General features: G+C 69.5%; 22 protein-coding genes and 2 pseudogenes. 13 read left to right on the top strand and 11 right to left on the bottom strand.

The genetic code is table 11. The features are described 5' to 3' along the window. Window positions 1–142: 142 nt before the first annotated feature. Window positions 143–784 (bottom strand): ABC transporter permease, encoded by a 642-nt coding sequence (locus ABGB01_RS41545; protein ID WP_347779444.1) that lies wholly within the window; start codon window positions 782–784, stop codon window positions 143–145. Window positions 785–834: 50 nt separating this feature from the next. On the opposite strand from ABGB01_RS41545, the pseudogene ABGB01_RS41540 reads away from it, so the two are divergent. After that, a pseudogene (locus tag ABGB01_RS41540) lies at window positions 835–1,083 on the top strand (response regulator transcription factor); the annotation flags it as partial. Between the two features lie 173 nt (window positions 1,084–1,256). Here the strand turns inward: ABGB01_RS41540 and ABGB01_RS41535 are convergent. From ABGB01_RS41535 to ABGB01_RS41520, 4 genes are all read right to left on the bottom strand, one after another. Further along, a complete protein-coding gene (locus tag ABGB01_RS41535) occupies window positions 1,257–3,056 on the bottom strand; it encodes an alkyl sulfatase dimerization domain-containing protein (RefSeq protein WP_347779442.1) in 1,800 nt (599 codons plus the stop codon). A gap of 496 nt (window positions 3,057–3,552) precedes the next feature. Next, window positions 3,553–4,632, bottom strand: coding sequence for a hypothetical protein (locus ABGB01_RS41530; RefSeq protein WP_347779440.1), 1,080 nt, complete (start codon window positions 4,630–4,632; stop codon window positions 3,553–3,555). A 380-nt stretch (window positions 4,633–5,012) separates the two neighbouring features. After that, complete coding sequence (locus tag ABGB01_RS41525; RefSeq protein ID WP_347779438.1) at window positions 5,013–6,233, bottom strand: cytochrome P450; 1,221 nt, start codon at window positions 6,231–6,233, stop codon at window positions 5,013–5,015. A 692-nt stretch (window positions 6,234–6,925) separates the two neighbouring features. Then, a complete protein-coding gene (locus tag ABGB01_RS41520; protein ID WP_347779436.1) occupies window positions 6,926–9,841 on the bottom strand; it encodes a BTAD domain-containing putative transcriptional regulator in 2,916 nt (971 codons plus the stop codon). A 237-nt stretch (window positions 9,842–10,078) separates the two neighbouring features. On the opposite strand from ABGB01_RS41520, the gene ABGB01_RS41515 reads away from it, so the two are divergent. Together ABGB01_RS41515 and ABGB01_RS41510 are read left to right on the top strand one after the other, a co-directional pair. Next, window positions 10,079–11,158, top strand: a complete 1,080-nt coding sequence (locus ABGB01_RS41515) for a ThiF family adenylyltransferase (protein WP_347779435.1) — start codon at window positions 10,079–10,081, stop codon at window positions 11,156–11,158. Then, window positions 11,155–12,324, top strand: a complete 1,170-nt coding sequence (locus tag ABGB01_RS41510; RefSeq protein WP_347779434.1) for a hypothetical protein — start codon at window positions 11,155–11,157, stop codon at window positions 12,322–12,324. The genes ABGB01_RS41515 and ABGB01_RS41510 overlap by 4 nt, the downstream gene beginning before the upstream one ends. A 166-nt stretch (window positions 12,325–12,490) precedes the next feature. On the opposite strand, the gene ABGB01_RS41505 is transcribed toward ABGB01_RS41510, so the two are convergent. Further along, window positions 12,491–13,183, bottom strand: coding sequence for an SDR family NAD(P)-dependent oxidoreductase (locus tag ABGB01_RS41505; protein WP_347779433.1), 693 nt, complete (start codon window positions 13,181–13,183; stop codon window positions 12,491–12,493). A gap of 173 nt (window positions 13,184–13,356) precedes the next feature. Between ABGB01_RS41505 and ABGB01_RS41500 the strand changes: the two genes are divergently transcribed. After that, a complete protein-coding gene (locus tag ABGB01_RS41500; protein ID WP_347779431.1) occupies window positions 13,357–14,286 on the top strand; it encodes a helix-turn-helix transcriptional regulator in 930 nt (309 codons plus the stop codon). Window positions 14,287–14,526: 240 nt separating this feature from the next. On the opposite strand, the gene ABGB01_RS41495 is transcribed toward ABGB01_RS41500, so the two are convergent. Continuing rightward, complete coding sequence (locus ABGB01_RS41495) at window positions 14,527–15,030, bottom strand: hypothetical protein (RefSeq protein WP_347779429.1); 504 nt, start codon at window positions 15,028–15,030, stop codon at window positions 14,527–14,529. Beyond that, on the bottom strand, window positions 15,027–15,578 hold the full coding sequence (locus tag ABGB01_RS41490) for a hypothetical protein (RefSeq protein ID WP_347779428.1): 552 nt from the start codon (window positions 15,576–15,578) through the stop codon (window positions 15,027–15,029). Before ABGB01_RS41490 ends, ABGB01_RS41495 begins: the two co-directional genes overlap by 4 nt. A gap of 173 nt (window positions 15,579–15,751) precedes the next feature. On the opposite strand from ABGB01_RS41490, the gene ABGB01_RS41485 reads away from it, so the two are divergent. Next, on the top strand, window positions 15,752–16,660 hold the full coding sequence (locus ABGB01_RS41485) for a LysR family transcriptional regulator (RefSeq protein ID WP_347779426.1): 909 nt from the start codon (window positions 15,752–15,754) through the stop codon (window positions 16,658–16,660). Between the two features lie 266 nt (window positions 16,661–16,926). Here the strand turns inward: ABGB01_RS41485 and ABGB01_RS41480 are convergent. Together ABGB01_RS41480 and ABGB01_RS41475 are read right to left on the bottom strand one after the other, a co-directional pair. Beyond that, a pseudogene (locus ABGB01_RS41480) lies at window positions 16,927–17,064 on the bottom strand (ATP-binding cassette domain-containing protein); the annotation flags it as partial. A 5-nt stretch (window positions 17,065–17,069) separates the two neighbouring features. Beyond that, window positions 17,070–18,278: a cytochrome P450 gene (locus tag ABGB01_RS41475; protein WP_347779424.1), complete on the bottom strand. Its 1,209-nt coding sequence runs from the start codon at window positions 18,276–18,278 to the stop codon at window positions 17,070–17,072. A gap of 146 nt (window positions 18,279–18,424) precedes the next feature. Here ABGB01_RS41475 and ABGB01_RS41470 point away from each other — a divergent pair, with 146 nt between their 5' ends. The 8 genes from ABGB01_RS41470 (at window position 18,425) to ABGB01_RS41435 (ending at window position 24,568) form a co-directional block, all read left to right on the top strand. Next, complete coding sequence (locus ABGB01_RS41470) at window positions 18,425–19,108, top strand: helix-turn-helix domain-containing protein (protein ID WP_347622739.1); 684 nt, start codon at window positions 18,425–18,427, stop codon at window positions 19,106–19,108. 71 nt (window positions 19,109–19,179) lie between these two features. Then, the gene (locus ABGB01_RS41465; protein ID WP_347779422.1) at window positions 19,180–19,410 is read left to right on the top strand and encodes a heavy-metal-associated domain-containing protein; all 231 of its coding nucleotides are present in this window, start codon (window positions 19,180–19,182) and stop codon (window positions 19,408–19,410) included. A 287-nt stretch (window positions 19,411–19,697) separates the two neighbouring features. After that, window positions 19,698–20,279 carry a hypothetical protein gene (locus ABGB01_RS41460; RefSeq protein WP_347779420.1) on the top strand — a complete coding sequence of 194 codons (582 nt, stop codon included), beginning with the start codon at window positions 19,698–19,700 and terminating at the stop codon, window positions 20,277–20,279. Window positions 20,280–20,309: 30 nt separating this feature from the next. Then, window positions 20,310–20,795, top strand: a complete 486-nt coding sequence (locus tag ABGB01_RS41455) for a hypothetical protein (RefSeq protein ID WP_347779418.1) — start codon at window positions 20,310–20,312, stop codon at window positions 20,793–20,795. 669 nt (window positions 20,796–21,464) lie between these two features. Then, on the top strand, window positions 21,465–22,412 hold the full coding sequence (locus tag ABGB01_RS41450) for an NADP-dependent oxidoreductase (RefSeq protein WP_347779417.1): 948 nt from the start codon (window positions 21,465–21,467) through the stop codon (window positions 22,410–22,412). Window positions 22,413–22,429: 17 nt separating this feature from the next. After that, entirely contained in the window at window positions 22,430–22,906 is a 477-nt protein-coding gene (locus tag ABGB01_RS41445) for an ester cyclase (RefSeq protein ID WP_347779416.1), read from the top strand. Further along, window positions 22,903–23,595 (top strand): alpha/beta hydrolase family protein, encoded by a 693-nt coding sequence (locus ABGB01_RS41440; RefSeq protein ID WP_347622733.1) that lies wholly within the window; start codon window positions 22,903–22,905, stop codon window positions 23,593–23,595. Before ABGB01_RS41445 ends, ABGB01_RS41440 begins: the two co-directional genes overlap by 4 nt. 40 nt (window positions 23,596–23,635) lie before the next feature. Then, a complete protein-coding gene (locus ABGB01_RS41435; RefSeq protein WP_347779415.1) occupies window positions 23,636–24,568 on the top strand; it encodes an LLM class flavin-dependent oxidoreductase in 933 nt (310 codons plus the stop codon). Window positions 24,569–24,881: 313 nt separating this feature from the next. Here ABGB01_RS41435 and ABGB01_RS41430 read toward each other — a convergent pair whose 3' ends face one another. Next, entirely contained in the window at window positions 24,882–25,151 is a 270-nt protein-coding gene (locus ABGB01_RS41430; RefSeq protein ID WP_347779414.1) for a hypothetical protein, read from the bottom strand. Window positions 25,152–25,204: the final 53 nt, after the last annotated feature.

Below are 25,204 nucleotides of genomic sequence, written 5' to 3'. Positions count from 1 at the left end.
TCGTCCAACGCCGCGGTGAGAGCCTGCGCGCGGGGCGGTCTCGCTTCTGGCCGAGCTCGTCTGAATACAGCTCGTCTGAATACAAAGGAGGGACCATGCCGCCACAGCGCACCGGAATCGAAGGACACATGGTCTGCGAAACTCACCCGGTTGGTTGCGTCATCCGCGCCCAGGGGTGACCCACGCCGATTGCCGTCATCGGCGCGGCTCCCAGCGGAAGATCCGGGAAGCCAGCGCGACGGCGACAATGACCCAGCCCAGTGTGAGCACCAGGAATCAGGGAGTCCGCGAGAGAGGCGCCGCCGTTCCAGGCGTTGTTGAGGACCAGTTCGGTGGCCGAGCCGCCCGGAAGCAGCCGTTTGAGCAGGGTGAGCTCCTCGGTGCCGGCGATCCCCACCCAGCTGGCCACGGCGATGGTGCCGAGGCTGATGGGAAGCGTGGTCACCTGGGCGTGTTCGGGGGAGTTCGTCAGTCCCGCCGTGGCCAGTCCCAGGCCGAGCATCATGATCACCATCGAGACGACGGCCGCCGCCAGGAGGAGGACGTTGTCCGGCTCGCCGGTGACCACGGCCAGCGCGGTCATGATCACGGCCACCTGGACCAGCGAGATGACGATGATCGGGAGGAGCAGCCCGGAGAGGATGGTGGTGTCGCTCGCTGCGGTGGTGTAGAGCCCGAACGCCCCGGCGCTGAACATCACTATCGCCGCGATGTATCCGAGGCTGCCCAGAGCCGCGAAGACTTCGTGCTGGTAGATGAAGAACGCGCTGCTCCCTGCGGGCATGATGAGACTGGTGACCAGAACCAACCGGTTCCGGAAGATCTGGACCAGCTCACGAGGGCAAGCGATGGATCGACCCGGACGTCTCCGCACTCGCCGTCATTGACGACTGCCCGCTCACCGACCGCGAGATCGACGTGCTGCGAGCGACCGGTGAAGGCTACTCGGTCGCCGACATCGCCACCCGACTCCACCTGGCAGAGGGCACGGTGCGCAACTACCTCTCGAATGCGATGCAGAAGACCCAGACCCGGACCCGGCACGAAGCGGCGCGGTACGCGCGTGAACACGACTGGCTGTGAGCGCCGATGGCGGGGAATGACGTCCCAGGTGAGGGCCACAGGGATCAGACTCGGTGCTTCAGCGGATGCGCGGCTGGCTGATCCAGCACAACGGCGCCCTCACGCTGCTGTTGATCCTGGTGTTCGGCCTGCTGTTCTTCGCCAAAGGCCTGCGCGGCCTGCTCGCCTAGGCTTTACGGAGTCACGATCGCGAACGCGGGATCCGGGTCGTCCAGTACGGCGGTCAGGCGGTTCAGGACGTCCATGTCGCCCTCGTGCTCGATGCCGTCGGCCGGCTGGCCGGTGAGCAGGCCGAGCAGCTGCTGCTTGGTGAGCGTGAGCGTCAGGTCTGCCGGCTGCGGCGGTGGGTCGGCCTGATGGATGAACGCGCCGTTGGACAGCGTGGTGCGGTGGCGCTGGTTCAGATCCGTCAGCCGCCAGTCGATGACCAGACGCTCGTCCCATGCCTTGGGACCGTCGACACGGATGGCCAGGGAGTCGAAGACCTGCTCGACGGTCAGGGCCGCGATCATCTCCGGGGAGGTGGCGGAGTCGAGGTTGGCGGGCACGACGTCGCCGGTCAGCTCCAGTGCGCCGGCCAGGTAGAAGTTGCGCCAGGTGCCGTTCTCGGCGCCGTGGCCGAGCCGGGTGTACACCTCGGCGAGCATGGAGCGCGCCTGGCTGTCGTGCTCGTCGGCGAAGACGGCGTGGTTGAGCAGCGAGGCGGCGAACCGCAGGTCGCCGTCGTCGATGTAGCGGCGGGCGAAGGCGAGGACGCCCTCGCGCCCGCCCATGCACTCGACGTAGCGGCGCGCCTGCTCGATGGGCGGATGTTCCCACAGGTGGGCCGGGTTGCCGTCGAACCAGCCCAGGTAGCGCTGGTAGATGGCCTTGACGTTGTGGCTGACCGAGCCGTAGTAGCCGTGGGTGTGCCAGGCCTGCTCCAGCGCGGGCGGCATCCGCATGGCCTCGGCGATCTCGCTGCCGGTCATGCCCTTGTTCATCATCCGCAGCGTCTGGTCGTGCATGTAGGCGTACATGTCGCGCTGCTGCGACAGGAAGGTGACGATGTTCTGTCCGCCCCAGGTTGGCCAGTGGTGCGAGGCGAACACGACGTCGGCCTGGTCGGCGAACAGGGCGATCGCCTCGGTCAGATAACGCGCCCAGACGCGCGTGTCACGAACCAGAGCACCGCGCAGGGTGAGGATGTTGTGCTGGTTGTGCGTGGCGTTCTCGGCCATGCACAGCGCTCGCCGACCAGGGATGAGGAAGTTCATCTCCGCCGGCGCCTCGGTGCCCGGGGTGAGCTGGAAGACGATCCGTACCCCGTCCAGCGTCTCCTCCTGCCCGGTATGCGTGATGTCCTTGCTCGGCGGAATGAGGGAAATGGTGCCGGTCGAGGTGGTCATGCCCAGCCCGGTCCCGATCTGCCCTTCGGGCGAGCGGGGCAAGGCCGGCCCGTACATGTAGGTGGCGCGGCGGTTCATCGCGGTGCCGGCGTAGACGTTCTCCGACACCGCATGCTCCATGAATCCGGCCGGCGCCAGGATCGGCACACTGCCGTCGGTGACGCCGCGCACCCCGCCGAAGTGGTCGGCGTGGGAGTGGGTGTAGATGACCGCGGTGACCGGACGGTCGCCTCGCTGGTCGCGATAGAGCCTCAGCCCGGCCGCGGCGCACTCGACCGACAGTAGCGGGTCGACCACGATGACGCCGCTGTCGCCCTCGATCAGGGTCATGTTCGACAGGTCCAGGCCGCGCACCTGGTAGATACCGTCGGTCACCTCGTACAGGCCCTGCTTGACACACAACTGCCCCTGCCGCCACAGGCTGGGATGCGCGGTGTCCGGGCACTCCTGCGCCAGGAACCCATAAGAGTCGCTGTCCCACACGACACGGCCGTCGGTCTTGACTATCGCGGGACTCAGTGCGGCCACGAATCCGCGGTCGGCGGCGTCGAAGTCCGTCCGGTCACCAAAGGGAAGGTCTGCCATAAATCAGGCTTTCCCGCTAGCGACCCCGTCGCCCCCACCAGCCGGTACCATCACCTGGTCGTGACTATCTTTTGACAGCCTCACGCCGTGCTCTCCGCATCGAACGCACTACCGCGCCGCGGCCTGCGACGATGCCGACGACCGCCATCTGAAGTTCAACGTCGTCCCCCGCTCAGCCCGGCTGCCGTTGGCGGCGGTCTGCTGCTCACGGCGATCTGCAACAGCGAGTCCGGGCACTGGGACTTGGCGCCGCCGCTCCCGGCCTCGCATCGAAGGTCCTCAACCAGGTCGAGGAAAAAGGAGCGTTCGGTGTGCTCGCCGACGCCGACGCCTTGCTGGAACAGGTCGTGATCAGTCCTTCCAGGAGCTTGCGGCCAAGCCCGTCGACTTCCTGGACGGTCAGCAGGTCGCCTTCGCGGATGTAGGACAGCGCGGTGAGGAGGTCGGGCCGGTCACTGGTGGCGAGCTTGCCGCTGATCTTCTCAATGACCTTCAGTCAGATCGGATCGAGGGCGTCGCGTTGCCGCTGGACGGTCCAGACGAGCACGCGGATATGGCGAGGCCGAGGATGACCGTGTTTCTCGAGCGTGCGGCGCAATGCTTCTTCCTCGTCACACACCCCAAGGAATCTAAGCTCGATGATCGCGGCGGATGGCTCCGGGGATCGCCCCTCGGCCTGCCGGCATCGGCGACGGAGCCGGTCGTGCAGGACGGCGATGATGCCGCGCTCGCGCCAGCGGGTGAAGCACCGGTGGACGGCCTTCCAATGGGGCACGCTGATCCACGGCTCGCCCTTCCTCCTGGTGATGCTCACCCCGCCCGTCGTGGCCTTCTTCAGGCCCTTGTTCAGCCGGTCCAGCGCCGCCATGTGCCGCTTTTGCAGGTCGGCGATGAAGTCGGCCGGGTCGCGGGGCTTGGCCAGGGCCTCGTAGTGCACGTCCCGGTTGTCCTCGAAGTCGGCGGGCAGATCCTCATCGGGGTTACGCCAGGTGTTGGCGCCCTCCGCCCAGATCTCGCGGCGCCGGATCGCCTTGCGCAGCGCCACCAGCACGCACAGCTCGTACGGGATGCGCTCCACCAGGCCGCTGTCGGGGTCGAGGACCGCGTCGCGCCAGTCCTCGGGCACCACGTGCTCCAGCGGCACCGCCTCGGCGGCGGCGTAGAAGTCGGCGTCGGAGCCGTCGTAGCGCTTCAGCAGGTCCAGGGCGTCCATCACCGGCTTGAAGGTGTCGTTGCTGGAGCGGAACCTCACCGCTTTGAGGAGCTTGGGCAGGCCGCGCCGGTAGTGGTGGGAGTAGGAGCCGCGCAGCTTGGTCCGCACCCGGGTGCGCAGCTCCTTCTCGTTCGCCTTGGCCTCGGCGATGATGTCCTCCAGCGTCCGCTCACCGACCACCGGATACAGAGCCTTGCGGACGATCTCCTCCGGCAGCTCCAGCGCCGCCTCGGCGAGCTTCACCAAGATGCTGTTTTTGCCCTGCACCCGCCGGAACTCGGCGTTGAGCTCTCCCTCGACCTTCTTCTCCGCCCGTACGCTGATCTTGTGAAACTCGCCGATCGCGAGCACTTTGGTGTACATCGATTCCGGCCGGTCCTCCTCGGCTGTCCTCGCCGCCCTCGACGAACCCGCACTGCGGCAGGTCCTGCCATGCTCCGGCAACCCGCGCGGGCGGGCGCAGGCTCCCCGCGGTGGGTGGTGGCCGCCTGCCTGCAGACACCACCACCCACCGCGGGATCACCTCATCAACCCCAGGTCGGGTCGCGTCGCATCGCCCACACCTCCCTCCGAGACGGGTTCTGGCTGGTCGGCCGCCGTTGAAGCTGCCGGCGTCCGGGATTCGTGTCGGTACTCGGCCGGACTCACGGACCAGTGATCGTGACGTACATCCCGACGCGCCGGGCTCGGTCGGGACGCACTGGCCGGAGCCGACTCAAAGGTTGATGCGCATCATGTCCTGCTCACCAGGTGACCGGGAGTTCGTGGGCGCCGTAGACGACGGCGTCGTTCTTGAACGGAACGTCCTCCGTCGGTGCGGCGAGCCGCAGGGCGGGGATGCGGCGGAACAAGGTGTCGAAGACGATCTGCAGCTCCATCCTGGCGAGGTTCTGGCCGAGGCACTGGTGCGGGCCGAAGCCGAAGGCGAGGTGGCGGGCTCCGCGCTCGATATCCAGTTTGGCCGGGTTGGTGAACGCCGCCGGGTCCCAGTTGGCCGACAGGGCCGAGACGATGACGCCCTCGCCGGCCTTGATGCTCACCCCGCCGATCTCCACGTCTTCCGTGGCCACCCGGGCGGTGACCGTGTCGGTGATGGTGAAGTAGCGCAGCAGTTCCTCCACGGCCGCGGGCGTCCTGCCCGGGTCGGCCTTGATCAGGGCCAGTTGGTCCGGGTGGGTGAGCAGCCCGAGCACGCCGAGGGAGATCATGTTCGCGGTGGTCTCGTGTCCGGCGGTCAGCAGCAGGAAGGCCTGGCTCACCAGGGCCGTGTGGTCGAGGGCGCCTTCCTGGCGTTGCCGGGCGATCTGCCGGCCGAGCAGGTCGTCGCCGGGTTCCGATTCCTTGCGGGTGACCAGGTCGTCGAAGTAGGCGCGCAGTTCGGCGAAGGCCCGCTGGCGGTCTTCGAGCGAGGTCAGACTCACCATCATGCTGGTGCGGGTCTGGAAGAAGTCGTGGTCGGTGTAGGGGACGCCGAGCAGTTCGCAGATCACCAGGGAGGGCACCGGCAGGGACAGCGCCTGCACCAGGTCGACCGGGTGCTGGTCGGCGGCGAGCATGTCGTCGATGAAGTGGTCGACGATGTCCTGGATGCGCGGGCGCAGCGCGGCCAGCCGCCGCACGGTGAACTCGCCGACGACCGGGCGGCGGGCCGCGGCGTGTTCCGCGCCGTCCATGCCGAGCATCACCGGCGGCTGGCTGCGCTGCACCTGCAGGGTCGCCGGATCGACGTTGAAGACCGGATAGCCGTCGGTGCGCCGGTCGGAGGAGAAGCGGGGGTCGGCGAGGACGGCGCGGGCCTCCTCCTGCCGGGACACCCACCACGCCTCGCCGCCGCTGGTCAGGCGGACCTTGCTGATCGGCGCCTGCTCGCGCAGCCATTCGTAGGCGGTGGGCGGGGCGAACGGACAGCCCCGCTCGACCGGCAGCTCCACGTCGGTGAGTTCGCCGGTAACGCTCTTCGTCATGAAGGACCTCCGGGTGGAATATCTGGCTGATTTGGTTCGCGGCTGCTGCGGGATGAACCCAGACGCGATGTCTGGTCAGCCGGCTCGTCGTTGGTGTTCATCGCAGGCTGAGTGGGGTTTCGGCTGCGATGCTGGTCAGCGCTCGTCCATACCTGGCTCCTCGCCCGCTCACCCGCGATTCCTGCTCTATGCACAAGGCGCCGGCACCCACCGCGGTGTGACACCCAGGATCGATGACACACGTCACATGCCCGCACTGTCACAAAGCCCGGAGCGCCGACGCCGCATGTCAGGACGATCAGCCCGTCCCTTCGGCCGGTGAGCTTCGCCAGGCCTGATGGGGCAGACGAGGCGGCCAGGACCGCCTGCACGATTCACCCCTCGGCTCTCGGTCTGAGGGCCGGCGTCGACACGGCTGTGCCGCCCGCGCGGAAGGCCGGAGAAGTTGTCGCTCATGTCCAGGCGACGAACGGGCGCCCTCCCGGGGGACACCTGCGCGGCGCAGAGGCGGGGGAGACGCCTGTCGCACTCGCAACCGTCGCGGCGCGATCACGTGCTGTTCGACTCGGTCGAGCAGGTGCGCATGAACCGCCGGCGTCTGCCGGTGACCTCCCGGCTCTTCATCCGGTGGCAGGCGAAGACAGGCTCGTTGAAGGAGACGGACCTGGCTGTCGGCCGGCGGCACCCGCCACTCAGGCGCTCCGCCCTGGTGCCCGCCCGGACGCCGCGCTGACCTCGGCAGGGCCCAGGCCGGCAAGGCGGGCGGCGGCACGCGAGCGCCACAGCGGCTCCTGCACCAGATCAAGGCAGCGGTGGAAGTACCGGCGGGCCTCCTCGGTGCGGCCGCGCTCGCGGCTCATCTCACCGAGAGCGTAGAACGTGAGTGCCTGGCCATGGGTGTCACCTGCCCGGAAGAACAGGAGGGCGCACCGATCGAAGGCCGTTTTCGCCAGTTCGTACCGGCCGAGTGCACCGTATGCCTCGCCCAACCGCCGCAAGGCGATGCGCTCACCAGGACCCCAGCCGAGCGCCCGGCTGCTCCTGATGCTCTGCTTGTAATGCTCGATCGCCGCCTCCACCTCCCCGCATTCGAAGGATGCGATGCCGAGCATGCGCCGGAACCTGACCGCGTGATCGCCGTACCGCCATTCGGTGGCAAGGCCGAGCCCGCGCCGGCACACAGCAGCGACCGCGTCGTGGCGGCCCAGGTCGAGGTTCGCGCCGCTGGCCGTGCTCAGCGCGTTCAGCAGCCCGTAGGTGTCATCGAGGGTCTCGAAGCGGGCGATCGCGCGCTCCGCCGTGGCGAGAGCTTCGCCCGGCCGTCCCTCCATGAGATCGCGTGTGGCCAGGGCGAGTAGCGCGTACGCGGACGCGTGGCCATCGCCGGCCTGCTCGAAGTAGGACAAGAGATGGGCCGGGTCGGCTGCGGGGGTGCGGCAGCGGTGATGCTCCAGCTCGATGTCGGCCAGAACCAGCCGGGTGAGCATGGCCGATCTGGTGTCGGGCGCCCGCTGGGCGACACCTTCGAGCAGGTCGGAGACCTCTTTCCGGAACCCGTGGGCAGCGAGGAACGGGGCCAGGCGCTGCGCCAGCTCCACGGCCGGTGCCGGTTCGGCCAGTGCGACGGCGGTCTCCAGGGTCTCGCGTTCCGCCAGCAGCCAGGTCCCTGAGCTCTCACGGTGATCCGAGGAGCACTCCTGCAGCGGAGGTCGCGCGGGCGGCGGGTATTCCCGCATGCCCGCCCGGACCCGGCGCAGGCACTCCTCGACCAACCTGGCGAGTGCGGCGCGGCGGGCGGCCGGGCTCTCCTCCGCCTCTGCGCGCTCCCGGGCGAAGTCCTGGAGAAGGTCGTGCATGCGATAGCGGGGCTGCCCGCAGAGATCCGCCTCCTCAGCACCCAGCAGACCGGCCAAGGCGAGAATCTCGGCCGCCGCTTCCGCCGCTCGCTGCTTCACTCCCATCAGTGCCGCAAGGCTCCAGTCGGCCGCACTGTCGAGTCCCGCCAGTCCGAGCAGCCGGAACGCCCGGCGCGCCACGTCGGGCAGCGCGTCGTAGCTCATTGCGAACCCGGCCCGCACGTCCTGGCCTCCGATCGCCAGCTCGTCCAGCCGCGCCGCGTTGTCGGCCAGCCGCGCCGCGAAGGTGCGCAGCGGCCAGCCGGGCCGGGTCGCGAGCCGAGCCCCGGCGATGCGGATGGCGAGGGGCAGGTAGCCGCAGGCACGCAGGATCTCCCGAGCCGCTTCGGGCTCGTTGCGCACTCTGATCTCACCTGCGATGCCCTCGAGCAAAGTTCGTGCCTCGTCCTCAGCGGGGACGCCGAGCGGCACGGTGGTCACGCCGGGTAGTGCGGTCAAGGGCCCGCGGCTGGTCACCAGCACAGCGCTGTGCGGCGTACCCGGCAGCAGGTGGCGTACCTGATCGGCGCCGGCCGCGTTGTCCAGCACGATCAGCATGGCGCGGTCGGCCACCAAAGACCGGAACAGGGCGGCCCGCCCTTCGAGGGTGCCTGGGAGGGCGGAACCGTCCGTCTGCAGGCCCCGTAACAGGTCGGCCAGCAGGGAGTAGGGCTCTCTCGGCCCGGATGAGCCGCTCGACATGCGCAGGTAGAGCTGGCCGTCGGGGAAGTCGAGGCGCACCAGGTGGGCGACGCGGGCCGCGAGCGTGCTCTTGCCGATTCCGGGTGGTCCCGTGATGGCCGCGATGGCCGGCGCGGTGGGTACGGGCACGCGTGGCCGGGCAGCGTCGGGCGGGGCGCCGGGGGCGCGTAACGCGGCCAGAAGGGTCGCCACTTCCCCTGTCCTGCCTACGAAGTCAGCGATGTCCGGGGGAAGCTGGCAGATCGCCACGGGCTGGGCCGATGCTGCGCGAGCGGGCTCGGGCGTGTCTCCCGCGAGGATGGCGGCCTGGAGCTGTCGCAGCTCGGGGCCGGGTTCGATGCCGAGCTCATCGTTGAGGACGGTCCGGGCCTGCTGGTAGGTCTCCAGCGCTTCTCCCCGCCGGCCCAACCGGGACAGCGCCAGCATGAGTTGTAGCCAGCCCCGTTCGCGTAGCGGGTACTCACGGGTGAAGCGCCGAAGCCCGCTCACCGCTTCGGCTTCCATCCCCAGCTGCAGCAGCCGGTCCACCCAGTCAAAGCGTGCCCCGGCCAAGCGCTCCTCCAGCTCAGCGAAGCGCGCCGCCATGGTGCCGGTCAGCGGGGCGTCCTCGGCGGGCGTGCCGCGCCACAGCTGCAGCGCTCGGTCAAGGCGCCGGGCCGCTCGCTCCGGATCGGCCTCAGTTCCGGCCAGGCGTACGTGGTCTTCGAAGACCAGGAGGTCCACGTCCTCGCGGGCGACTTCGAGCAGGTAGCCGCTGTTCAGCGTATGCAGCCGCGTGGCGGGAGGCAGCGCGCGACGGAGTTGGCTGACGTACGTCTGGACGTTCGCCACGGCCGAGGCGGGAGGGTCGTCCCAGAGCGCCTCGATCAGGCGCTGTCGGATGACGGGCGTGTTGGCGTGCAGGAGAAGAGCGGCCAGCACGGCCTTGGCCTTCCCTGTCAGCTCCGCCTGCCGGCCGTCCGGGTGACGGACCACCACAGGACCGAGCACCCCGAACGTCACCTTTGTCACGAGGCCACCCCTCACTATGGCGTGACTGTGGCGATTGTATGGCTGCGGGAGCCAGATTTGGACGCGCTGTAAGCCCTACCCGAGGTGAGGAGGTCCCCATGAAGATCGAAGTCCGCAAGGTCGAGGCGATCAAGGCCACGCAGAACGGCCCCATCTAATCCCAAGTGTGGGCGGGTCGCCCGGGCCACTCCGGGGTATCCGTGCGGTCCCGCCCACCTCCCACATGGAGGAGCAGCGTTGCGGGTTGTACTGAAGGATTGCGTGTGGGAGTCGCAGGGCCAGGACCTGTTCCTCCTCACCGACCCACGCGAAGTGGTGACCCTCGCCGACCCTGAAGGCCGGGTGGCCGCACTGTTCGCCGCGATGCAAGGGAACCCGGCCACGGTTGCCGAACTCCGCGAGCGACTGGCGGCCGACGGCGTGGAACTGGGGGAGGATGAGGTGCGCGACGCGGTGTCCGCACTCGACACCCTCGGCCTGATCGAAGAGGACGGCGACGGCAGCCTGGGTGACCACGACCTGGACGCCAGGCACTTCTCCAACCTCGCGTTCTTCGGCACGTACGCCCGCCTCGGCCGCCCCCGCGCGGAGTTCGTGAACGCCGTCCGGCGCGCGCACGTGCTGGTGCTCGGCGTCGGGGGCGGCGGCAGCTCGATCGTTCAGTGCCTGGCCGGTCTGGGCGTCGGGCGGATGACTCTGGTCGACCGGGACGACGTCGAGTCCCGCAACTTCGCCAGGCAGTTCCTCTACCACCACGCCGACATCGGCAGGTCCAAGGTGACGTGCGCGGAGGAGTGGGTGCGCGCCTACGACCCGCGCATCACCGTACGGGCCGTGGACCGCTGGATCTCGGGCCCGGAGGACCTGACAGACCTGGTGGAGGGCGTCGACGTCATCGTGGGCGGGCTCGACGGGCATCCCGAGGCCCACCTGTGGATGAACGCGGCCGCTGTCCGCGCCAAGATCCCGCTCGTCGTGGGCGGCATGACCCGCTCCCAGATCACGTACTACTCCGTGGATCCCGGCCGCAGCCCCTGCGTGCAGTGCGACTGGCGGGACCGGCCCGCCGCGGATGAGCCCACGGCGGGAGGTTTCGTCGAGCGCAGCAGGGCCCGCATCAGCGAGCAGAACCTGCTCATCGCCCCGATGGCCGCGCAGATCGGCTCGCTGGTCGCCTACGAGGCACTGCGCTACCTCACGGGGTTCGAGGAGCCGCAGGCAGCCGGCGCGTTCGTCAAGCTCGACCTGCGCGCGGGGCTGACCCCCGTGCGCCAGCCGTTCAACGCCGACCCGGACTGTCCGGTGTGCCCGCGATGACCGCCCAGACCGTACGGTTACGCCCGCTCAGCCTCCTGGAGGAGGGCGAGGAGGTGCTGGTCGGGGATCCGGAGACGGGCACGTTCGTGTCCATCCCGGCCGTCGGCGGCGTAGTGATCGCGGCGCTGCGCGACGGCGCGAGCTTCGACGAGGCCGCCGCACGGGCCGAGGCGTTCGCGGGCGAGCCCGTCGATGTGCCCGCGTTCGTCGAGACCCTGCGCGAGCTGGGTTTCGTGGCGGGGCAGGGGGAGAGCGTGCCGGTCGCCACGGCACCCGTCCAGGGCCGCCGGTGGCTGCGGGGGCCGCGGCCCGCACTGGTGCGCCCGCTGTTCGGCCGCACCGCCTGGATCCTGTACGCCGCCGCGGCGCTCTTCTGCCTGGCCGCGCTGATCGCGGTGCCGCCGCTGCGTCCGGATCCCGGCCGGGACGCCTTCGCCCTGCCCGACGTCGGCCTCAGCGCGCTGCTGTTCTACCCGCTGTGGCTGGCGCTCGTCGTGGTGCACGAGATCTGGCACTGGCTCGCGGCTCGGTCCCTGAACATACCCGCGCGCTTCGGGCTGGACCGGCGGCTCATGTTCGTGGTCTACGAGACCGACTTGTCGCTGCTCTGGTCGGTGCCGCGACGACAGCGGTACGGACCGCTGCTGGCCGGCCTCGCCGCGGACTCGGTGATGCTGGCGGTGGTGCTCGGCTGGCGAATGGCCGCCGAGCATCCGGTGTTGGCCGCGGTGGCGTACACACTGATCTTCCAGATGGCCTTTCAGTGCATGGTATTCCTGCGTACCGACCTGTACGCGGTGCTGATCACCTGGCTCGGGTGCAAGGACCTGTGGCGGGTCAAGACGCTCCTCCTGAGGCAGGCCTTCGGCCGGCTGCGTGAGGAAGAGGCGTCGGAGCTGAGGACCGCCGACCCGCGCGATCTGCGGGCCGGGCGCTGGTTCCGCTGGGTATGTGTGGGCGGCTGGCTCGTCGTGGCGGCGTGGCTGGGCTTCTTCGTGCTGCCCGTACTGGCGGGACTGCTCCAATGGGCGGCGGTCGAGCTCTCCGGCTCCGCCCCGGTACGGTTTTGGCAAGCGATCGCCTGGGCGGCCCTGCTGGCCCTGCCCTGGCTGGTCACGACCGGACTGTGGCTGAAAGCCCGGCGGGCCACCGGACGTCCACTTTGAGGTTCAGCAGTGTGGCGACCTCGTCGAACACCTGCTTCTCCAGGTCGTCGGTCACTTCGTGGAGCCAGTCCATCGCCTGGTACCGGTCAGACTGGACCCACCCGTGACAAGACATGCAAGGAAAGCTCCGAGAGAGTGAGCGACGTGGTGTGACAACCGAGCGTGGTCAGACGGGCTGGCCCATGGGCCGGACGGTCAGGGTGTTGAGGTCGACGCCTGCCGGCTGGTCGAGGGCGAAGCAGATGGCCTCGGCGATGGGCTGGGGAGGCAGGGCGAAGGGGGGCACGCCGGCGCCTTGCCAGAACGGGGTGTCGATCATGCCGGGGTTGACAAGAGTGACACCGATGCCGCGGGTCGTGGCGTGCAGGCGCAGGTTCTCGGCGAGTCCGGTGGTAGCCCACTTGGTGGCCGAGTAGAGATTGGCGGGAGAGTTCTTCAGCCCGGCGACGCTGCCGATGAGCACCAGCCGTCCGCCGGCGGCCTCAAGGTGGGGCAGGGCGGCATGGGCCAGCAGGGCGGGGCCGAGGACGTTGGTGAGAACCATCGGCGCCCACGACGTCGGGTCGCCGGCCCCGATGGAGTCGCCGGACATGAATCCGGCGTTCGCCACCGCCGCGTCAAGGGCACCGAAATGCTCCACGGTGCGGGTCACGACCGACTCGGTGGCCTGCCAGTCCGCCGCGTCCGCGACCAGACCCAGCAGCCGGTCGGGGTGGCCGGCCTCGTCGAGGAAAGTCTTCAGTTTGCTCTCGTCGCGGCCGGTGACCGCCACACGGTGGCCGCGGTCGAGGAGCAACCGCGCGGTGTGGGCGCCGATACCGCTGGTCGCGCCGGTGATCAGTACGGTCTTGCTGGCCATGGTCATGCTCCTGGGGTGTGGACGGGAATCGGCGGACGGCGGCCCGCGATGAAGGAGTGCCGTTCAAGTCCGCCGACCCCATGGAACCGGCGCCGTCGAAGGCAGGCCAGGTCGCGTTTATGGGGGTATAAGCACAACCTCTCTATCGGCCGGACCATGGGTACTGTGGACGAATGGAACCTCCGTTCGAAAACCACACCGGTGATTCCACCGACAACCGCTCGGACATCCGCGGCTTCCTCACCAGCCGACGCGCCAAGCTCGCCCCGGAGCGGGTCGGACTGCCCACCAGCCGACGCCGACGGGTTCCTGGACTACGGCGCGAGGAGGTCGCGGCCCTCGCCGGCGTGAGCACTGAGTGGTACACGCGGCTGGAGAAGGGCCACATCAGCGGCCTCTCCGAGAGCGTGCTGGAAGCGGTCGCGCAGGCATTGCTCCTCAATGAGGACGAGCGCACCTACCTGCTCGATCTGGCCAGAGCGGCTCGCCCCGCCGTCCGCAGGTCGCACCGCCGCAAGGACGTCAAGATCCCGTCTTCCGTCCAATGGATGGTGGACTCCATGACCATGGCCCCCGCCTTCGTACGCAACGGCCGTCTGGACATCGTCGCGAGCAACCCGCTGTGCAGGGCCCTGTACTCACCGATGTTCGACAGCGGTACCACCGGCGACCGGGGCTGCGCCAATTTCCCTCGTTACTTCTTCCTCGACCCCGGCTCCTCCGGCTTCTTCGTCGACTGGGAGGAAGGCGCCAGGGCCACGGTCGCAGTGCTCCGCGCCGAAGCCGGACGTGCACCTCACGACCGGGCCCTGCGTGAGCTCGTCGGCGAGCTGTCCACGCTCAGCCCTGACTTCCGCACCATGTGGGCCAGTCACGACGTCCGAATCCGTCACGAAGGCGTCAAGCGGCTGGACCATCCCGAAGTCGGCCGTCTGGAGATGACCTTCCGCTCGCTGAACCTGCCCCTGCCTCAGCGGGCCGTCCACGACCTGGTCATCTACACGGCCGAGCCGGGCACCCCCTCGGAGGACCGCCTCAGACTCCTCGCCAGTTGGACAGCGCCGCAGGCCTCACCCACGGAACCTATCCGCCCGCCCCACTGACTTGCGTCTCGGAACGCCGGCCGTACGTACCTCCATGCGCCACCTCGGAGCCACGCTGACCGGAGCCGTCCCGAGCGGCGCCTCGTTGCAACGTGTGGTCTTCGACGGGAACCACCGTATGACCCGACGGCTTCACCACCGTCCAGTCGCACGCGGACCGACGGATGCGTCGCTCGGCCCGGTCCCGCCGCGACGTGGATCTCGACGTCGCCGAGGGAGTTCCGGTCGAACGCGGGCCGGTCAGGTGTAGGCGATCAGCCGCCCGCAGGCGACCACCCCTGCCCACGTGACGAGTGAGACGGCGCCCGCAGCCCTGGCCGCCGCCGGCGCGCGGCGGTGGCCGTCCCACGAGCCCACGCGGCGATAGACGCCGAGGTGGAACACCGCGATGTTCAACCCGGCCACCACCAGCAGGACCAGTTTTACCGGCGCGGCGCCGGTGCTCGCGATCTCCTTGGCGCCCGACGTGAACATCGCCGTCCCGGACACAGCCGCGGCGGCGAGCCCGGCGCGGGCCACCGGCAGCAGCCGCCGTGCCGCCGTCGGCACCGAGATCGCGTCCCGGCCCGCGCCGAGCAGCCGCAGGTCGAAGAGCGCGGCAGGACCGACCAACAGCGCCAGCCCCAGAAGGTGCACGATCTCCAAGGAGGAGTAGACCCACGGGGTCACCCTTACGAACTCCGCGACCCAGGTTCCCTCCAGCCACATGAGCACGTCCATCGCACCAAGGGCGAGCGGTCTCATACCCCCTTGCCGCCCTTCCTCCTGATGCGCACAACCACCACCGCGGTACCGGCGGCCACGAGGACGCCTGCGACGAGCCAGGGCAATGGTCCGGCACCGCTGCCGATGTCGGAGCCGGTCGCCAGGTCGTCGCTGCCGTGGTCGCCGGCCGTGGGTCCGGTCTCGGAGCCGGGAGACGTCGGGGGAGGGCCTTCCGGCAAAGGCACCGAGCGCTGCCTGATCGCCCGCCCGTCCTGCCTGATCAGGAGCTCCGGCCGGAACTCCTCCGCATGCTCGCGATGGGTGTACCCCACTGCCTCGAGCCGCTCGCCCTGGTTCACCCGGTCCGGCATACCCCAGGCCGTCAGCCGTTCGATCGGGGCGAGGATCAGCACCACCTCGTCGTCCTGGCCGTCGTACGCCTGGGTGCGCCGCAGCACGTCCCGTCCTCCGAGCTCCTCCAACTCGGCCGGAATGGAGCGCTCAGCCAACCCGGACGGCAGCCGTACGGGGACCGTCACCCGCAGCCGGATCTCCGGGTGCGGGTTGCCCCACCGGACCTCCGTCACCGTCCCTGACACATACAGGGGCCGCTCCGTCCTGAAGTCCTCCCAGCCATGGTGAAGCGCACCAAGGAGAGTAAGCCCGACAATCGTCGACTTCATCATGAGGCCACCCTCGCTGCCCGTGTCGATTACGGGGCATCCAGAGCGATATAGGACTCGATTAATATCGATGGCATATGAATCTGCAGCAGTTGCGCTACGCGGTGGCGCTCGCCGAGGAGCTCAACTTCGGCCGGGCGGCGCTCCGGGAGGGCGTGCGGCAGCCGCCGTTCAGTCAGCAGATCGGCAGGCTGGAAGAGGAGCTAGGGGTGCGCCTGTTCGAGCGCACGACCAGGCAGGTACGCCTCACCCCAGCGGGTGAGGCCTTCGTCGCCGAGGCCCGCACGAGCCTGGCCCACGCCGCTCTTGCCGCCGAATCGGCCCGCCGTGTGGGCAGAGGAGAGGCGGGGCGGCTGGTGATCGGGTTCGTCGGGTCGGCCACGAACATCACGCTGCCGAAAGTGCTGCGCCGCTTCCGCGCCCGCTATCCGGGCGTCCAGGTCGAGCTGCGCGAGCTGGCCACCGCGCATCAGGCCGAGGAACTGCGGCAGGGGCTGCTCGATGTGGGCCTCCTGCACGCTCCGCTCGCCGGCCCCGCCGCCGAGGTTCTGACCACCCGCACCGTGGCCCGCGAACTGCTCCTCGCCGCCCTGCCGGCCGACCACGCGCTTGCCACGCGTGGGTCGCTCCCGGCCGCCGCCCTGGCCAGGGAGCCGTTCGTCATGTTCCCGAGGCGGTATGGACCCGCTCTGTACGACCGGATCACCTCCGTCGCCCTGGCGGCCGGGTTTGAGCCGGTGATCGTGCAGGAGGCGGTGCAGATGCAGACCATCGTGGGGCTGGTGGCGGCGGGGATCGGTGTGTCCATCGTGCCCGAGTCGGTGGCCCGGCTGCGGCGCGGCGACGTGGTATTCCGCCCGCTTTCACCGCCGACCCGGGTCGTCACGCTGGACGTGACCTGGCGTACAGGTGATCCCAACCCGCTGGTCCGCAACTTCCGCGCCCTCTTTCCGGCACCACGTCAGCCGCGGCAGGTCCGGCCGTAGCCGAACGCCGCGGCGGCGCCTCGGCCGGCCAGATCACGCACCGGCCGGTGATGATCGGGAGGGCGTTGACGGCGATGTCGCCAAGCAGATACTCGCCGACCAGCGGAGCGAGAACCAGCAGGCCAAGTGCTGGAAGAATGCGTTTGGAACACGTCTGCCCTCACCGGTTGTAGAGACTGCGTGCCCACAGGTATCCGCCCAACGCGATGGCCGTGCTCCACAGCGCCGCCGCCGCGAAGCCGGCTCCCGTGGGCTGCCCGGCCAGCAATGGTGGTCTTGCCCGCGCCGTTCGGGCCGAGCAGCGAGAAGACGGTGCCCTGCGGGATGGTGAGGTCGATGCCGTCCAGAACGTGGTGGGCGCCGTAGGACTTACGCAGCCCTGTCACCGAGACGAAGGTTCGCATCGCGTTCACCCCCGATCCCAGGTGACGGGCAGGCTGCTCACGCCGTACACCTGCGAGGGGTCGGTGCGCAGCGACAGCTCTTCAGCCGGTACGGCGAGCCGCAGCGTCGGGAAGCGGATGAGCAGCGCGGGAAACGCGACCCGCATCTCGATGCGGGCAAGCTGCTGACCGAGGCACTGATGGACACCGTGGCCGAAGGCCAGATGCCCGGCGGCCGAGCGGCGTAGATCGAGTACGTCGGGGCCTGCGAACCTGGCCGGGTCCCTGTTGGCGGCGTTGATCGCGATGACGACCGTGTCGCCCGCCTTGAGCTGCCTGCCGCCGAGCTCCACGTCCTCCAGCACGCCGCGCATACCGGTGGCGGCGACGGACAGATAACGCAGCAGTTCCTCTACGGCGCCGACGGCCAGGTCGGGGTCGCCGCGCAGGGCGGTGAGCTGGGCCGGGTTGCGCAGCAGGGCGAAGGTGCCGAGCGCGAGCATGTTGGCGGTGGTGTCGAGCCCGGCGCCGAGCAGGAAGGCGGCCACGCCGCCGAGCTCCTCGTCGGTCAGGTCGCCGCCGGTGGCCAGGTCGCTGAGCAGGTCGTCGGTGGGCTTGGCCCGCTTGGCGAGCACGAGTTCTCGCAGGTAGGTGCCGAGCTCGACGAAGGCGGCGTACTGGTGCTCAGCTGTTCCGGCGTCCGACAGCGCCCGGGTGGAGCTCTGGAACCGGTCGCGGTCCTCGTACGGCACCCCGAGCAGCTCACAGATCATCAGCGCGGGAACCGGCTGCGCGAAGACCTCGACGAGGTCGGCGGGCGGCCCCTGCCGCTCCATCGCGTCGAGCCGCTCACGGGTGATCTCGGTGACCCGCTCGGTGAGCAGGCTCATCCTGCGGACGGTGAACTTGCCCGCCAGTAGTTTGCGGAAGCGGGTGTGCTGGGGTGCGTCCATGCCGGTCAGGTCGCCGACGGGGGCGGGCGGCAGGTGCCCGCCCGCCAGGGGGTGGTAGTGGGTTTCGTAGCGGGAGCTGAAGCGCGGGTCGGCGAGGATCTGGCGGACCAGGTCGTATCCAGTGATCATCCAGACGCCTGGGGCGCCCTCGGGCGCGGCCAGGCGGGCGATCGGCTGCTCTGCGCGTAGGGCGGTGAGCGACGGGGCGGGATCGAAGGGACAGCCGGGTGCGCGGTCGAGGGAAGGGGTGACCGGCTCATCGCGATAGTACGTGTTCGACATGATTGAAAGCTACGTTGCATTCAGAAATTCTGTCAATCAATCGATAGATATAATCGCAGGTAGAAGCCAATATATTGATGCGTTGACGCTGCAAGCGAACGCAATGATTCGTTGCGTTGTGTGACGCCGAACGCAATACTGGCGTCATGCCAGAAGGAAGGTTGACCCGGCAGGACCGCCAGCGCATCGCGACCGGCCTCGCCGAAGGGCGTTCGTACGCCGAGATCGCCAGGCGACTGGACCGGCCGACCTCGACGATCAGCCGGGAGATCGGCCGCAACGGCGGCCCCAGCGACTACCGCCCCGAGCGGGCACACCAGGCGGCAGCGCGGCGGGCGCGGCGCGGCACCCCGGCCCGTTCGCCCGAGGCCGAACCCCGGGACCGCAAGATTTTCGAGGTGGAAGAAGGAGCCGTCGAGATGGCGATCGGAATGGGCCTGCCGAAGATGATGGCGCGCGTGCTCATCAGCCTGTGGCTGAGCGAGGACGGCAGGCTCACCGCAGCCGAGCTGTCGCGCGGGCTGAAAGTCAGTCCCGCCTCGATCTCCATGGCGGTGGGCTACCTGACCCAGCAGGGCCTGATCAGGCGCGAGCGTGATCCGCAGCGGCGGCGCGACATCTACGTGGTCGACGACGACGCCTGGTACCACTCGACAGTGATCAGCTCGCGGCAGACGCTCGCGGCGGCGGAGATCACGAAGGCGGCGGGGCAGACGCTCGGGCTCGACACGCCCGTGGGACGCCGCCTGGCCAGGGGCGGTGCGTTCCTGGAGCGGATCAGCCTGGACGCTCTGGCGTCGGCCGAACGCTGGCGCGACCTCCCGCCGTGATCACACCGCCGGGATTGTGCCCCCGATGTCACGTACTGTCGTCCAATCGCCCCCTCAACGCCCACGAGGCCATGGACCTGTTCCAGGTCCTCATGGCCACCCGGCTGCTGAACACGGCGAAGCGTAAGGCGGAGAAGGAGCGACTCTCGACGCTGCACCAGCTGGAGAAGGCGTCGCGCACGCTGGCGGTGGAGATCGATCCAGGGGAGGGGCGGGTGAGCATTCTCACCGACGGTCCTGTCGAGGAGGGGCAGGTACGCGCAGCCGCGGAAGCGGCAGGCTGCGCCGTCGCGGCCTCCTGACCCGTGGACGCGAGGCCCGCCATCGCCAGTGTGGCGGGCCACTCGCCCCCAAGACGGGTGTCATGGGCGCACGGCACCCAGCAGGTGGTCGCGCCAGTGGTCATCAAGACCGCTCACCTTGATGACGTCGCCGGCCTGCGGGGCATCGACCACGTGGCGACCGCTGGCGGCCGGCGAACGCCAGGAAGTGATCGCCTGGCAGCCGTCGCCTCCGGGCGGCCAGCCATCCGACCCACCCGTTCCGGGCTGATCTCGCGTTCGACCTGATCGCGTCCACCGAACAGCGCGTGGTCGCTCAGGCCCGCCGCGATGACAGGGGCCGGTCAGACGGCTGGGACCGGGTACGGAAGCTCACGGCGTGCTTCCTGTCCGACCTTGAGGGCCAGCTTCCCGACATAGTGATCGTTCAGGGCGCGATGCGCGTCCTCGACTCGCTCCATCGGGAAGGTTCGGGCGACGTGGACCTCGAAGGAACTCGCCTGGATGATCGCGTTCAGCCGATCGGTGGTGGTGCGGCTCCGATCCCCGTCGTAGTAGGACACCGGCGCGCCAGGCGACGTCGCGAGCACGGGCAGGACACCGTTCGGCCAGGCGATCCGTCCCGAGTTTTTGATCGCGCGAAGGGATCGTTCGGCGATCTCGCCTCCAACATCACCCAGATCGTCGTGCGTCTCGAAGCGCTCGGCCTCGTGACCCGCGAACCGAATCCCCGGGACCGCCGCGCACGACTCGTCGCGCGAACTCCCCGAGGAGACGAGATCAACCAGCGGTTCGCCACGGCCTTCACCTTCGCCCGTACGGCGGTCGGACGGCTCTCACCCGACGAACAGGATCAGTTGACGGCGCTGCTGCGCAAAGCACTGGGCTGACACGCACCCGCGGCCCCAATGTTCGGCCTCGTGGGCCTGCTGGTCACGGGGTGCGCGGGCGAGGGCCCCGGCTCCGACGACGCCGCTGCCTGGCCGGCATCGGCTGCCACCGTGCTTCCGCAGAAGCTGTCCGAACCGCCCGCGATGCCGAAGGAGGAGCCGTCTCCTGCCGACGACGCCACGTTGAGCGAGAATCTGGCGTACGAATTGCGCCGCAAGACCCTTGCAATGGCCAAGGCCGCGGGCGAAGTCACCGCCCGGTGCCCCAAGAAGGTGGCGCCGAAGAACGGTACACGGGTCACGTGCAAGACCACCTACGAAGGGCTTGAGGTGGTGTGGGACGTGAACATCGGCGAGAAGTCCGTCCTCTCGGACAACCGGGTGGAATATGAGGCGGTCCCGCGCAGGGAATCCTCACCCGCGACGGCGTCGCGCGCCTGCTCTACGGCAACTACCGCGACAGCATCGACTATGCCCTCTGCAACGACATCCCAGAGGCCGTGCTCGTGCCGTTGAACGCGAAGACCACGTACGCCTGCGAGGTCGTCTTCAAGGGCAAGCAGCCGACGGGATATGCCGAGGCGGTGCGGGTTACCGAGGCCGGACCGCGAGTCTCCTGACATGCCGGGACCACGAGGGGTGTTCGGAGGTCATCCTGCGGCTCGATCAACGTCTCGGCGGGCACCACTTGTCCCGGCTGCAGGGCGAGCAGGGACAGCGCCATGCGCACACGAGGGCTTCCGACCTCGAGCGGTGTCCCCTCATCGGTGAAGACCCGGATCCGCCCCGCAACCCAACCCGCACCACCCCACGTTCCCAGAGCCCACCCATCGGCACCCCCCCGACCGGAGCGCACATCCGCTGGACCGACCAGGTCGAAGTTGACGCGCGGCTTGACCATCGGCAGCGTACCCCCGACTCGGCATGCTCAGATGGGTTGAAGGTTCGACTCTGGGCATAGATCAGATCGCTGGTCGCCGCGGCAGGGTGCTCACCGCCTCTTTGCCACCGCGAAGACTTACCCGGTCCAGCGTGATCGTGGTGTCGCTGAAATGGATCCGGCCGCCTCGTAGTCCCGGCTGGGTGTCGAGCCGACTGCCGATGCGCCTTGGCAGGCCGCGTGCGCATTTACATACATGCAGTATGTATGTACCCTCCTTAGGGATATTTCCAGGAGGAACGCTCATGCAGGCGATACAACTATCGGCGTGGGGCGACACCGAGACCATGGCGCTGGTCGAGGTGGCGAGACCGGCGCCGGTCTTCGGCGAGGTGCTCGTCAAGGTCGTGGCGGCCGGGGTCAACCCGGTGGACGTCTACACACGCCGCGGGCAGGCGTACAACCGGGTGCTCGACCTGCCGTTCATCAACGGCTGGGACGTCGCCGGGGAGGTGGTGGAGACCGGCTACGGCACGCCCCGGTTCCAGCCGGGCGACAGGGTTTTCGGAATGCCGTGGTTCCCCCGCGCGGCGGGCGGCTACGCCGAGTACGTCACCGCCCCCGCCCGTCATTTCGCCCGCATGCCGGAGGGCCTGGCCTTCACCGAGGCCGCGGCGCTGCCGCTGGCCGGCCTGACGGCGTGGCAGATGCTCGTCGAGGTCGCCGCCATCGCGCCCGGACAGCGGGTCCTGGTCGCGGGCGCGGCCGGAGGCGTGGGGCACCTGGCGGTCCAGATCGCCAAGGCCCGCGGCGCGCACGTGACCGGCACCGCGAGCGCCGCCAAACACGCCTTCGTCCGCGGATTGGGCGCGGACGAGGTGATCGACTACACCACGGCCGAGGTGTCCGCCGCAGTGCGGGACGTGGACGTCGTCATCCAGATGTTCGGCGGCCGGGCGGGGCTCGCGGCGCTGGAATGCCTGCGGCCGGGCGGTGTCCTGGTCAGCGGCCAGGCGGCCTGGACTCCGGGGTTGCACGAGCGTGCCCGCGAGCTCGGCGTGCGCGCCGTGGACTACCTCGTCGACCCCGACGGGGCGGGGCTCGGCGCGCTGGCCGAGCTCGTCGCCGGTGGGCGGCTCAAAGTGCATGTCGACGCGGTCTTCCCGCTGGCGCAGGCGGCCGCGGCCCACGACCGCATCGCCGACGGCCACACCACCGGCAAGATCGTGCTCGCCGTCGGTGAGCCCGCGTGAGACGAGGAGACATGGGGATGTCCGAGAAGCACATCACGCCGACCGAGGTCGTACGGGCCTACGCACGGGCGAAGAGCCGTGCCGACATCCCGGCGGCGATGCGGTTCTGTCACCCGGACGTCGTCTTCGAGACGATCGCCTTCCGGGCCGTCGCGACCGGCTGGGACGAGGTCGCCCGGCAGAACACCGCGTTCCTGCGTACCTTCCCCGACTACGGCGTGGAGTTGGAGTACCTCGTCGAGGCCGGTGAGCTGGCCGTCGGCGCCGGGACGGTCCGGGCCACCATGATGGAGAGCCTGGTGGGGATCGAACCCACGGGCAGGTCCTTCGCACTGCCGTTCGCCTGCCACTGGACCGTGCGGGACGGGCTGATCGCCCATGAGCGGTTCTTCTTCGACTTCCATCTGATGTGCGAGCAGCTAGGACTGTCCACCGAGACCGCGGCGGCGAAGTTCACCGCCTGGCGCGAGCGTGCGGAAGAGGCGGCGCGATGACGACGTACGTGCTGGTTCATGGTGCTTGGCACGGCGGCTGGTGCTGGCGCGGCGTGGCCGCGCGGTTGCGGGCGGCCGGGCACGAGGTCCACACCCCGACGCTGACCGGCCTCGGTGAGCGCGCCCACCTGGCGGGGCCCGAGATCGGCCTGCGGACGCACGCGGACGACGTCCTGGGCCTGCTGATGTACGAGGATCTCCGGGACGTCGTGCTCGTCGGGCACAGCTACGCCGGTCTCGTCGTGCGCGAGGCCGCCGACCGCATGCCGGAACGTGTCTCCCGCATCACCATGGTCGACGCCTGGGCGGGCCGGGACGGGGAGTCGCTGGACGACCTGGCCCCCGCCTTTTTCCGCGACTGGATCGAATCGGTCACCGTCGACGGCCTCATCACGCCCGCCCCCGCGGCCACCGTCGGCGTGACAGAACCGGACCAGGTCGCATGGCTGGAATCCAAGCTGACGCCCCATCCGCGGCGAACGTTCTCCGAGCCGGCCCGGTTGTCCGGGGCCGTCGACGCGATCCCGTGCCGCGCGGTGCTCTGCACGCCCGGTGGCCCCATGCCGTTCGCCCGGCTCGCCGACGAGCATGGCTGGGCGGCCACGGTCCTGGACGCCGGTCACGACGCCATGGTCACCGCACCGCGCGCCCTGGCGGACGTCCTCCTGCGGGACGCAAGCGGCTCCTGACCCGATGCCGAGAACGAGATCCCGTGAAGAGAGGTGCGACGTGGCCGAGGTGAAGATCGGTTACCTGTTGCCGACCCGCGACCGGGCCGCGGGCGGTGACGACGACCTGGCCCGGCTGATCGAGCATGCCCGCCACGCCGACGTCCTCGGGTTCGATTCCGTCTGGACCGGAGACAGCCCTCTCACCCGGCCCCGCGCCGATCCCCTGCTCCTGCTGTCCGCCGTCGCCGTCGCCGCACCGCGGCTCACGATCGGCACCGCGACGATGCTGCCCGCACTCCGGCATCCGATCCTGTTGGCGCACCAGCTCGCCACGCTGGACCGGCTCGCCGGCGGACGGCTGATCGTCGGGATGGGAGCCGGCTTCCCCACCGCCGGCACCCAGGCGCAGTTCGACACGATCGGCGTCCCCTTCCGGACCCGCTTCAGCCGTCTCGAGGAGTCGATCGAGGTGATGCGGCGGTTGTGGAGCGGCAAGGACGTGTCGTTCACCGGCCGGCACTTCGACTTCAGCGGGGTCACTCTCGCGCCCGCTCCGGCCCGTCCCGGCGGCCCGCCGATCTGGCTGGCGGGAAGCGGCGAATCCGCCCTGCGGCGGGTGGCCCGCCTGGGCGACGGCTGGTTGCCCTATCCGCCTGACGTCGCCGACTACGCTCGCGAGCGGGCGGCCGTCCACCGGCTGGCGTCCCGTCCGGTTACCGCCGCCCTGTACGCGACACTCTGCCTTGACGACGATCCCCAGCACGCGCGCAAGCTTCTGCGCAAGAGCATCGAGCGTTACTACAACGCCCCGTTGGAACAGGTGGAGAAGATCCAGGCCATGTTCGCCGGCCCTCCAGGGGACGCCGCCGCCTGGCTGAACCACTACGTCGGGGCAGGGGCCCGGCACCTCGTCATCCGCCTGGCCGCCGACGACCATCACGCGGCCCTGGAACGGTTCGCCGCCCGCGTTCTCCCCTTGCTCGGCATGTGAGGACGACCGGCCACGGCTCGTCCGGGACGCCGGCGCCGCGTACGTTCTTCTATGGCCCTCCACTCGGGTCGCTGTCACCAGGGGGACGGTGGCGCGCGCGTGCAACGTCGGCCTCATCCCGGTGATCAAGGCCGGGGTTCCCGCGCTGACGGCGGCCGGTTGATCGGCGCGGAGAAGGGTTACTTCCACGCCGTCCAGGAGCCCCTGGTTACTCACAGCTACTTTGCGGCTGGTGACACGGACACGAGCGGAGGGCCCGGAAATCCCAGAGTTCAGCCGAACCGAGGGTTCCTCACGCTGAACCCAAGGGTCTTCAGGCTTCAGGATGGTTTCGACCCTTGGGTTCGCCTGAACCGGCGGGGTCCTGTTCTTCTGCCGTACTCGTCAGGAGGCGCCGCGCGGAGTCGGCGTAGCGGATGGCGGTCTTGGGGTCGAGGCCGAACACCGCGGCCAGGTGCAGCGGGTCCGGACCGCGTGCCAGCGCTTCGTCGAGCTGACGGTTGACGCGGAGCCGTTCCAGGGTGGCAGCCTGGCCGCGGAAGGATTCGGTGAGGTGAACCTTACTGACCGGGCCGGTCTCCATCGCGGTCTGCTGGTTGATGACCAGGTGCGGGTTGGCGGTGTTGGGCCAGCGCG

Source organism: Nonomuraea sp. B5E05 (assembly GCF_039880665.1).
Lineage (GTDB): Bacteria > Actinomycetota > Actinomycetes > Streptosporangiales > Streptosporangiaceae > Nonomuraea.
The sequence above is the reverse complement of the archived record's forward strand: the minus strand, read 5'-3'. Positions and strand labels throughout refer to the sequence as shown.

Bases quoted from the DNA above. Each gene is read 5' to 3' on its own strand.
- ABGB01_RS41545 (WP_347779444.1), bottom strand. From the start codon at position 784: ATGCCCGCAGGGAGCAGCGCGTTCTTCATCTACCAGCACGAAGTCTTC.
- ABGB01_RS41535 (WP_347779442.1), bottom strand. From the start codon at position 3,056: ATGGCAGACCTTCCCTTTGGTGACCGGACGGACTTCGACGCCGCCGAC.
- ABGB01_RS41530 (WP_347779440.1), bottom strand. From the start codon at position 4,632: ATGTACACCAAAGTGCTCGCGATCGGCGAGTTTCACAAGATCAGCGTA.
- ABGB01_RS41525 (WP_347779438.1), bottom strand. From the start codon at position 6,233: ATGACGAAGAGCGTTACCGGCGAACTCACCGACGTGGAGCTGCCGGTC.
- ABGB01_RS41510 (WP_347779434.1), top strand. From the start codon at position 11,155: ATGACCGCCCAGACCGTACGGTTACGCCCGCTCAGCCTCCTGGAGGAG.
- ABGB01_RS41505 (WP_347779433.1), bottom strand. From the start codon at position 13,183: ATGGCCAGCAAGACCGTACTGATCACCGGCGCGACCAGCGGTATCGGC.
- ABGB01_RS41500 (WP_347779431.1), top strand. From the start codon at position 13,357: ATGGAACCTCCGTTCGAAAACCACACCGGTGATTCCACCGACAACCGC.
- ABGB01_RS41495 (WP_347779429.1), bottom strand. From the start codon at position 15,030: ATGAGACCGCTCGCCCTTGGTGCGATGGACGTGCTCATGTGGCTGGAG.
- ABGB01_RS41485 (WP_347779426.1), top strand. From the start codon at position 15,752: ATGAATCTGCAGCAGTTGCGCTACGCGGTGGCGCTCGCCGAGGAGCTC.
- ABGB01_RS41475 (WP_347779424.1), bottom strand. From the start codon at position 18,278: ATGTCGAACACGTACTATCGCGATGAGCCGGTCACCCCTTCCCTCGAC.
- ABGB01_RS41470 (WP_347622739.1), top strand. From the start codon at position 18,425: ATGCCAGAAGGAAGGTTGACCCGGCAGGACCGCCAGCGCATCGCGACC.
- ABGB01_RS41465 (WP_347779422.1), top strand. From the start codon at position 19,180: ATGGACCTGTTCCAGGTCCTCATGGCCACCCGGCTGCTGAACACGGCG.
- ABGB01_RS41450 (WP_347779417.1), top strand. From the start codon at position 21,465: ATGCAGGCGATACAACTATCGGCGTGGGGCGACACCGAGACCATGGCG.
- ABGB01_RS41445 (WP_347779416.1), top strand. From the start codon at position 22,430: ATGTCCGAGAAGCACATCACGCCGACCGAGGTCGTACGGGCCTACGCA.
- ABGB01_RS41440 (WP_347622733.1), top strand. From the start codon at position 22,903: ATGACGACGTACGTGCTGGTTCATGGTGCTTGGCACGGCGGCTGGTGC.
- ABGB01_RS41430 (WP_347779414.1), bottom strand. From the start codon at position 25,151: ATGGAGACCGGCCCGGTCAGTAAGGTTCACCTCACCGAATCCTTCCGC.